At 71.0% G+C, this 7,567-nt stretch carries 8 protein-coding genes; 5 read left to right on the plus strand and 3 right to left on the minus strand.

The window, feature by feature from the left end:
• The first annotated feature begins 4 nt into the window (after positions 1-4).
• The 5 genes from DEF28_RS13360 (at position 5) to DEF28_RS13380 (ending at position 3,852) form a co-directional block, all read left to right on the plus strand.
• Positions 5-454, plus strand: a complete 450-nt coding sequence (locus tag DEF28_RS13360) for a response regulator (protein ID WP_114397526.1) — start codon at positions 5-7, stop codon at positions 452-454.
• Positions 455-618: 164 nt separating this feature from the next.
• Complete coding sequence (locus DEF28_RS13365) at positions 619-1,449, plus strand: MetQ/NlpA family ABC transporter substrate-binding protein (protein WP_114397517.1); 831 nt, start codon at positions 619-621, stop codon at positions 1,447-1,449.
• 54 nt (positions 1,450-1,503) lie between these two features.
• Positions 1,504-2,034 (plus strand): low molecular weight protein-tyrosine-phosphatase, encoded by a 531-nt coding sequence (locus tag DEF28_RS13370; RefSeq protein WP_114397518.1) that lies wholly within the window; start codon positions 1,504-1,506, stop codon positions 2,032-2,034.
• Between the two features lie 8 nt (positions 2,035-2,042).
• The gene (locus DEF28_RS13375) at positions 2,043-2,918 is read left to right on the plus strand and encodes a fructosamine kinase family protein (RefSeq protein ID WP_114397519.1); all 876 of its coding nucleotides are present in this window, start codon (positions 2,043-2,045) and stop codon (positions 2,916-2,918) included.
• 58 nt (positions 2,919-2,976) lie between these two features.
• A complete protein-coding gene (locus tag DEF28_RS13380) occupies positions 2,977-3,852 on the plus strand; it encodes a hypothetical protein (RefSeq protein WP_114397520.1) in 876 nt (291 codons plus the stop codon).
• 55 nt (positions 3,853-3,907) lie between these two features.
• On the opposite strand, the gene DEF28_RS13385 is transcribed toward DEF28_RS13380, so the two are convergent.
• From DEF28_RS13385 to DEF28_RS13395, 3 genes are all read right to left on the minus strand, one after another.
• Positions 3,908-4,840 (minus strand): carbohydrate ABC transporter permease, encoded by a 933-nt coding sequence (locus DEF28_RS13385; protein WP_114397521.1) that lies wholly within the window; start codon positions 4,838-4,840, stop codon positions 3,908-3,910.
• Positions 4,837-5,820 (minus strand): carbohydrate ABC transporter permease, encoded by a 984-nt coding sequence (locus tag DEF28_RS13390; RefSeq protein WP_114397522.1) that lies wholly within the window; start codon positions 5,818-5,820, stop codon positions 4,837-4,839. The genes DEF28_RS13385 and DEF28_RS13390 overlap by 4 nt, the downstream gene beginning before the upstream one ends.
• A 79-nt stretch (positions 5,821-5,899) precedes the next feature.
• Positions 5,900-7,246 carry an ABC transporter substrate-binding protein gene (locus DEF28_RS13395; RefSeq protein ID WP_114397523.1) on the minus strand — a complete coding sequence of 449 codons (1,347 nt, stop codon included), beginning with the start codon at positions 7,244-7,246 and terminating at the stop codon, positions 5,900-5,902.
• Between the last annotated feature and the right edge of the window lie 321 nt (positions 7,247-7,567).

Here is a 7,567-nt window from a genome sequence, read left to right on the forward strand (position 1 = left end):
GGCGATGGCGCGGCCCGTCGAGGTGCTCCTGGTCGAGGACGATCCGGGCGACGTCCTGATGGCCAGGGAGGCGTTCGAGGAGCGCGAGGCCGGCGGCCGGCTACATGTGGTGCCCGACGGCATCGAGGCGCTGCGGTTCCTGCGCCGCGAGGGCGAGTACGCCGACGCGCCGCGTCCGCACCTCGTGCTGCTCGACCTCAACCTGCCGCGCAAGGACGGCCGGGAGGTACTGGCGGAGGTCAAGCGGGACGAGGAGCTCGCGCACATCCCCGTCGTGGTGCTGACCACCTCCGAGTCCGAAGAGGACGTCATGGGCAGCTACCGGCTGCACGCCAACGCCTACGTGGCCAAGCCGGTGGACTTCGACCAGTTCGTCAGGGTGGTCCGGCGGATCGACGACTTCTTCGAGACGGTCGCGCGGCTGCCCGGCGTCCCTGGCGGGCCTTCGGGATGACCGATGTCACCTGACCGGAGTTCTGTGCTGTTTGTCCGCTTTGGTTAGCATCACTGGATAGTGTTCGCCGTCGGCGGCCCGTCGCGTACCGGCCCGCGGAACCCGCCCCCCGGGGTCCGCGGCACCCGGGCGCCGGCCGCCGCCCCCCCACGAGGAGTCCCGTCATGCGCCGCATCGCCGTTGCCGCCGCCGGAGCCGTCGCCGCTCTCGGACTGGCCGCTTGCGGCGCTCCCTCCGAGAGCGCCGGAGGCGACCAGGAGGAGGCCCTGATCGTCGGGGCCACCGCCGTCCCCGCCGGCGAGGTCCTGGCGTTCGTCCGCGACGAACTCGCCGCCGACGCGGGCCTGGACCTGCGGATCCAGGAGTACTCCGACTACAACGCCCCCAACGCCGCCCTGGCCGAGGGGGAGCTGGACGCCAACCTCTACCAGCACGAGCCGTTCCTGGACGACTACAACGCCAACAGCGGCACCGACCTCGTCGCCGTCACCCCCGTCTACCTGCCGCCGCTCGGGCTGTACTCCTTCACCGCCGACTCCCTCGACGACCTTGCGGACGGCGCCACGGTGGCGCTGCCGAACGACCCGACGAACGAGTACCGCGCGCTGCTGCTCCTCCAGGAGGGCGGACTCATCACGCTGGCCGAGGGGACCGAGGAGAGCTCCTTCTCGCTCTCCGACATCGAGGACAACCCCCGTGACCTGGAGTTCCAGGAGATCGACGCGGCCCAGCTGCCCCGCTCCCTGGAGGACGTCGACGCCGCCGTCGTCAACGCCAACTACGCGCTGGAGGCCGGCATCAGCGCGAACGAGGACGCCATTCTGCTGGAGGAGTTCGAGGGCAGCCCGTACGTCAACGTGCTGGCGGCCCGCTCGGACAACCAGGACGACCCGCGCATCAGCGAACTCGCCGAGCTGCTCACGTCCGACGAGGTCGCCGCCTTCGTCGAGGAGACCTACGGCGGCACGATCATCCCCGTCGCCGACGCCTCCTGATCCGGGCGCGGTTTTCCGATCTCCGCCAGCGGCATCTGGGTTACCGTAAGCGTCATGAGCCTGCCGGAACCGCTCGACCCAGCCGGACCGTACCGCGTCTGCCTGGTCTGCCTCGGCAACATCTGCCGTTCGCCCATGGCCGAGAAGGTGCTGATGGCCGACCTGGAGCGCGCCGGACTGGACGGCGTCGTGCGCGTCGACAGCGCGGGCACCGGCAGCTGGCACATCGGCGCCGACATGGACCCGCGCGCCGCCACCACGCTGCGGGTGCACGGCTACCCCGTCGACCACGTGGCGCGGAGGTTCGACCCCGCGTGGTTCGCCACCCGCGACCTCGTCCTGGCCATGGACACCGACAACCTCGCCGACCTGCGCGCCCTCGCGCCCGACCCCGCCACCGCGGGCGAGCGGATCCGGCTGTTCCGCTCCTTCGCTCCCGGCGCCGGGGCCCACCCGGAGGTCCCCGACCCCTACTACGGCGGCGACGACGGGTTCGGCGCCGTGCTGAACATGATCGAGACCGCCGCCAAGGGCCTCACCGGGGAACTGGCCGCGCTGCTCGACGCGCGCGACCGCCGCGGATAGGAGGCGCGGTGACGTCCATCGCCGACCGCGTGACCGAGCTGACCGGGCGCGAGGCCGGTGCCGCCGTGGCGCTCGGCGCCCGGCAGGAGTGGGAGCTGCACCGCGTCCGGCTCGGCGACGGGGCGTCGGTGTTCGTGAAGGCGGTCGCGGACCGCCTGCCGGACGGGCGCCTGGACGGCCTGTTCCGCGCGGAGGCCCTGGGGCTGGACTGGCTGGGACGCTCCTTCGGCTCCCCGGTCCCCGACGTCCTCGGCTGGGACGCCCGCACCCTCGTGCTGTCCTGGGTCGAGGAGCGGCCGCCGTCCGGGCCGGCGGCACGGCGCTTCGGCCACCAGCTCGCGGCCATGCACCTGTCCGGGGCCGACTCCTTCGGCGCGTCCTGGCAGGGCTTCATCGGGCCGCTGCCGCTGGACAACACCCCGGCCCGGTCCTGGCCGCGCTTCTACGCCGAGCAGCGGCTCGCCCCCTACCTCCGGATCGCGGCGGACCGGGGCGCGCTCACTCCGGCCGACGTGCGGACCGTGGAACGGGTCATGGACAGCGTCGAGGACCTGGCCGGCGATCCCGAGCCGCCCGCCCGGATCCACGGCGACCTGTGGAGCGGCAACGTCCTGTGGCAGGACCAGGGGGCGGTGGTCGTCGACCCCGCCGCGCACGGCGGTCACCGGGAGACCGACCTCGCCATGCTCGCCCTGTTCGGCCTGCCCTTCTTCGACCAGGTCCGGGACGCCTACAACGAGGCGGCGCCGCTCGCGGCCGGCTGGCGGGCGCGGGTGCCGCTGCACCAGCTCCATCCGCTGCTCGTGCACGTGTGCCTGTTCGGCGCCGCCTACCGCACCACCACGCTGGAGGCGGCGCGGGCCGCGCTGCGCGCGGCCGGCTGACGCTCCGGGCCGCCCGGAGCAGCAGCCAAACCAGCCGGTTTCCTCTAAAGTCGGGTCCGTGACGTGGCCCCCCAACCAGCACCCCCCGCAGTACGGCTGGGAGCACCCGCCGCAGGGCGGTGCCCCGGCACCGAACCGGCCCGGCAACGGCGGACTCAGCCCGATCATGATCGCCGTCCTCGCGATCGTGCTCGTCGCGGTCCTCATCATCGCCGTCGCGGTCGTCGCCATCACGCTGCGCCGGGACGCCGAGCAGGCGGCACCGGCCCCCGTGGAGAGCTCCGCCCCGCAGGAGCGGGAGGAGGCGCCGCCCGAGCCCTCGACCGCCGCCTCGCCGACCGACCTCCCCGGCCGGCCGCCCCTGCACGAGGGCTGGCAGGTGGCGCACGCCGTCAAGTGGGGACTGGTGTACGACATCCCGGCCGATGACGGCTGGGAGTTCGACGGCCCCGAGTACATCCGCGGGTACGAGGACGACGACGGCACGCCCGTGATCGCCATGAGCGGCACCTCCACCTACCGGGACGAGCCGTGCGAGACGTGGGGGTCGCGAGCCGACCTCGGGGCGCAGGGGGTCTCGGACAGCGACGACACCGCGGGGATGGCCGAGGCCGTCGCGCTCAACTGGGCGGGCCACGCGTTCGAGACCGACGAGGGCGCGCCCGAGACGTCCGTGCGCTCGGTCGAGGAGTTCTCCCGCAACGGACTGGAGGGCCACCACGCCGTCATCGACGTCGGGGTCCGCCAGGAGGACACCCGCTGCCAGCCGCCCAGTGGCGTGGTCCACGCGCTGGCCGCCCCGCACGGCGACGGCGGGGTGCGGGTCTTCGTGATCGTGGCCGACACCGGCATCGAGGGCGCGGCCGACGCGGACACCGTCGACGGCATCGTCGCCACCCTGCGCGACACCGGGTACCAGCCGGACGAGGCCTGAGCGGAGAACGCGCCGGTCCCGGCCGCCGCGGCGGCCGGGACCGGGTGGGCGGGCCTCAGCCCTTCACGCTGCCCGCGAGCAGTCCGCGGACGAAGTAGCGCTGGAGGGAGAAGAACACCAGCAGCGGCACCACGATGGACACGAACGCGCCAGCCGTCAGGCGCTGCCACTCGTTGCCGCGGGTGCCGGCCATCTCGGCGAGGCGCACGGTGAGCGGTGCGACGTCGGCGTTCCCGCCCGCGAAGATCAGCGCCACCAGAAGGTCGTTCCAGACCCAGAGGAACTGGAAGATCCCCAGCGACACCAGGGCGGGCACGATCAGCGGGGTCACCACCCGGCGGAAGATCACCCCGTGCCCGGCGCCGTCCACGCGGGCGGCCTCGAAGAGGCTGCGCGGCAGCGCCGAGATGAAGTTGTGCAGCAGGAAGATGCCGAGCGGCAGGCCGAAGATGGTGTGCGCCACCCACACGTTGGTGAACTCCAGCGCCCCCTGGAACTCCCAGGCCGGCAGGACCTGCACGCCGCCCACGACCAGCCCCTGGGAGAAGATGCTCAGCAGCGGGACGAGCGCCATCTGCAGCGGCACGATCTGCAGCGCGAAGATGCCGAGGAACAGCCAGTCGCGCCCGGGGAAGTCCATCCACGCGAGCGCGTACGCGGCGAGCGCCGCGATCCCCACCACGAAGACCGTTGAGGGCAGCGAGATGACGATCGAGTTGATGAAGTAGCTCGCCAGCTGGCCCTGGCTCGACGTCCCGAACAGCACGTCGGCGTAGTTCTGCAGGGTGACCTGCGGGTCCGTGAAGAACGTCCACCAGCCGGTGGTCTTGATCTGCTGCTCCGGCCGGAAGGAGGAGATGAGCAGCCCGAAGGTGGGCATGGTCCACAGCAGCGCGATGACGATCGCCACCGCGCTGCCGACACGGCCGGACAGCCGCCGGCGGACCCGGGCGGCCGCCGAGGTCGGACGGGGGGTCGGATCGCTCATGCCTGCTGCTCCCTCACGCGTCGGTTGGTCCGCATCTGCACGATGACGAGCGGAATGACCAGGGCGAACAGGAAGACGGCGAGCGCCGATCCCTGGCCGAGCTCGCCGTAGCGGAACGCCTGGTTGTACATCTCGTTGGCGATCACACTCGTGTCGAACTGGCCGCCGGTCATCGTGCGCACGATGTCGAACACCTTCAGGGTCTGCACCGAGATGGTGATGAGGACGACCGTCAGCGTCGGCCACACCGACGGCAGCGTGACGCTGCGGAACAGCTGCCAGGCGTTGGCGCCGTCGATCCGGGCCGCCTCCACGATCTCGGACGGGATCGCCTTGATGGCGGCCGACAGCACGACCATGGCGAATCCGGCCTGCACCCAGATCAGCACCACGATGAGCAGCAGCGTGTTGAGCGGCTGGTTGAGCAGCCACTGCTGCGGTTCGCCGCCGAACGCGACCACGACCCGGTTGAGCAGGCCGATCTGGTCGGCTTCGGCCGGCCGGTAGGCGTAGACGAACCGCCAGATGATGCCGGCGCCGACGAAGGAGATCGCCATCGGCATGAAGAGCAGCGACTTGGCCACCGACTCGAACCGGGAGCGGTCCACCAGGATGGCGTAGACCAGCCCGGTGGCGGTGGCGAGCACCGGCGCGAGCACCACCCAGAGCAGGGTGTTGCGCAGCACGATGAGGATCTCGGGCTGCGTGAACAGCCACACGTAGTTGTCCAGCCCGGACCAGGTCTCTCCCGAGCCGTCGAAGAACGACAGCCAGGCGGTCCGCAGCGCCGGGTAGACCAGGCCGAGCAGGAGCAGCAGCACGGCCGGGCCGAGGAAGAAGGCGGCCTGCCACCAGTCGCGCCGCGCCCGCGGGCCGCGGTCGACGACGAGGAGCAGCAGGCCGATCACGCCGGCGAAGGCGGCGAGGCCGATCACCAGCCAGAGGAGTTTGGGGAGTTCGTCGAGGATGGAGAAGCCCATGTGATCCCTTTCAGGGGCGCGGCCCGGACACGGGTGCCCGGACCGCGCTGCAGACTGCTGGGGAGGTGACTGAAGGGAGTCAGGAGGAGGGCCAGGAATCCTCGATGTAGGTCAGCGTCTCTTCGGTGCTGTCGCCGTTGATCCAGTTGACCATCCCGCGCCAGAACGTTCCGGCGCCGACGGCCGCCGGCATGATGTCGGCGCCGTCGAACCGGAAGACGGCGTCGGGGTCGCGCAGCACCTCGGCGCCGAGGCGGTCGGTGGGCGCCTGGAGGGTGTCGAGGTCGAGGTCCTGGTGGGCGGAGATCCAGGCGCCCTCGGAGGCGCGGCTGTCGGCGAAGCCGGCGGTGGCCAGGTACTCCTGGAACGCGACGACCTCGGGACGGTCGGAGAAGGCGCCGACGAACTCGCCGCCGCCGAGCACCGGCGTGCCGATCTCGGGGTCGATGGGCGGCATGTTGAAGGCGAAGACGTCACCGTCCTCGCCGACCTCGGTGCCCTCCGGCCAGTTCGCGGCGTAGAACGACCCCATCATGTGCATGGCGCACTGGTTCTCCAGGATGGGCAGACCGGCCTCCTGGAAGGCGGTCGTGGCGATGCTCTGCACGTCGCCGTAGCCGCCGTTGACGTAGTCGGGGTTGCGCAGGATGGTGTCCACCCGGTCGAGGGCGTCGACCACGGCCTCGTCGTCGAACGGGATCTCGTGGCTGACCCACTGGTCGTAGACGTCCGGCCCGTTCTCGCGGAGCATGACGTTCTCCACCCAGTCGGTGGCCGGCCACCCCGTGGCGTCGCCGGACTCGATGCCGGCGCACCACGGCTTGTCGCCCGCCTCGACGATGGCGTCGCTGAGCTCGATCATGTCGTCCCACGTCTCGGGGACCTCGTAGCCGTTGTCGGCGAAGTAGCTCGGCGAGTACCAGACGAAGGACTTGACGTTGGCACCGAGCGGGACGCCGTACATCTCGCCGTCCACGGTGGTGTAGTTCAGCCAGTCCTCGCTGAAGCCGGCCTCGGCCTGCTCACGCACCGGGTCGGGCAGCGGCAGGAGATCGCCGGCGCTGGCGAAGCGCTCCAGCAGCCCGGGCTGGGGGAAGAAGGCGAGGTCGGGGGCGTTGCCGCCGTCGACCATCACCTGGATCTGGGCCTCGAACTCGCCGGTGCCCTCGTACTGGATGTCGATGCCGGTACAGGAGGCGAAGTCCGCCCACGCGCTTTCGAGGCGGTCAGCCTCCACGTCGCGGATGGAGGCGTACACGTTGACGGTTCCGCCCTCGGTGTCCTGCCACTCGCGGAACGGTTCGCAGTCCGCGGAGTCAGGGTCGGCCGCCGTCGAGCCGCCTTCCAGGTACGAGCAACCTCCGGCGAGGAGCACGAGGGGCAGAGCTGCCGCGAGGGTGAGGCGCCGGGGTGGTAGTAGGGACATGTACTTACCTCCTGGACCGCCCGGCCGCCGGTCCGGGCCGGGGTTGGTGAGCCCTGATGAAAGCCCTTTCTAGAAATTTTGTCCACTTTTTGCAGTGACTTTCGCCATAACGGTTGTGTTACATAATGCGGCCTTGTGTTACATGCAAGATGCTTCGCGTTTCTTGTCCGTTATGTCGCATCGGCTGACGTGTGTTGAACACGCTGTGTGGTCCCGCGGCTGCGATGCGGGGGGTGGGCCGGCGGCGTTGCGCTGGCGGAGTAGGGAATGGGACGTATCCGCCGTTCCGGCGCGCCGGAACGGCGGATACGTCCCATTCCC

Source organism: Marinitenerispora sediminis (assembly GCF_003336425.1).
In the GTDB taxonomy this organism is placed as follows: Bacteria; Actinomycetota; Actinomycetes; order Streptosporangiales; family Streptosporangiaceae; genus Marinitenerispora; species Marinitenerispora sediminis.

Bases quoted from the DNA above. Each gene is read 5' to 3' on its own strand.
- DEF28_RS13360 (WP_114397526.1), top strand. From the start codon at position 5: ATGGCGCGGCCCGTCGAGGTGCTCCTGGTCGAGGACGATCCGGGCGAC.
- DEF28_RS13395 (WP_114397523.1), bottom strand. From the start codon at position 7,246: ATGTCCCTACTACCACCCCGGCGCCTCACCCTCGCGGCAGCTCTGCCC.
- DEF28_RS13390 (WP_114397522.1), bottom strand. From the start codon at position 5,820: ATGGGCTTCTCCATCCTCGACGAACTCCCCAAACTCCTCTGGCTGGTG.
- DEF28_RS13385 (WP_114397521.1), bottom strand. From the start codon at position 4,840: ATGAGCGATCCGACCCCCCGTCCGACCTCGGCGGCCGCCCGGGTCCGC.
- DEF28_RS13365 (WP_114397517.1), top strand. From the start codon at position 619: ATGCGCCGCATCGCCGTTGCCGCCGCCGGAGCCGTCGCCGCTCTCGGA.
- DEF28_RS13370 (WP_114397518.1), top strand. From the start codon at position 1,504: ATGAGCCTGCCGGAACCGCTCGACCCAGCCGGACCGTACCGCGTCTGC.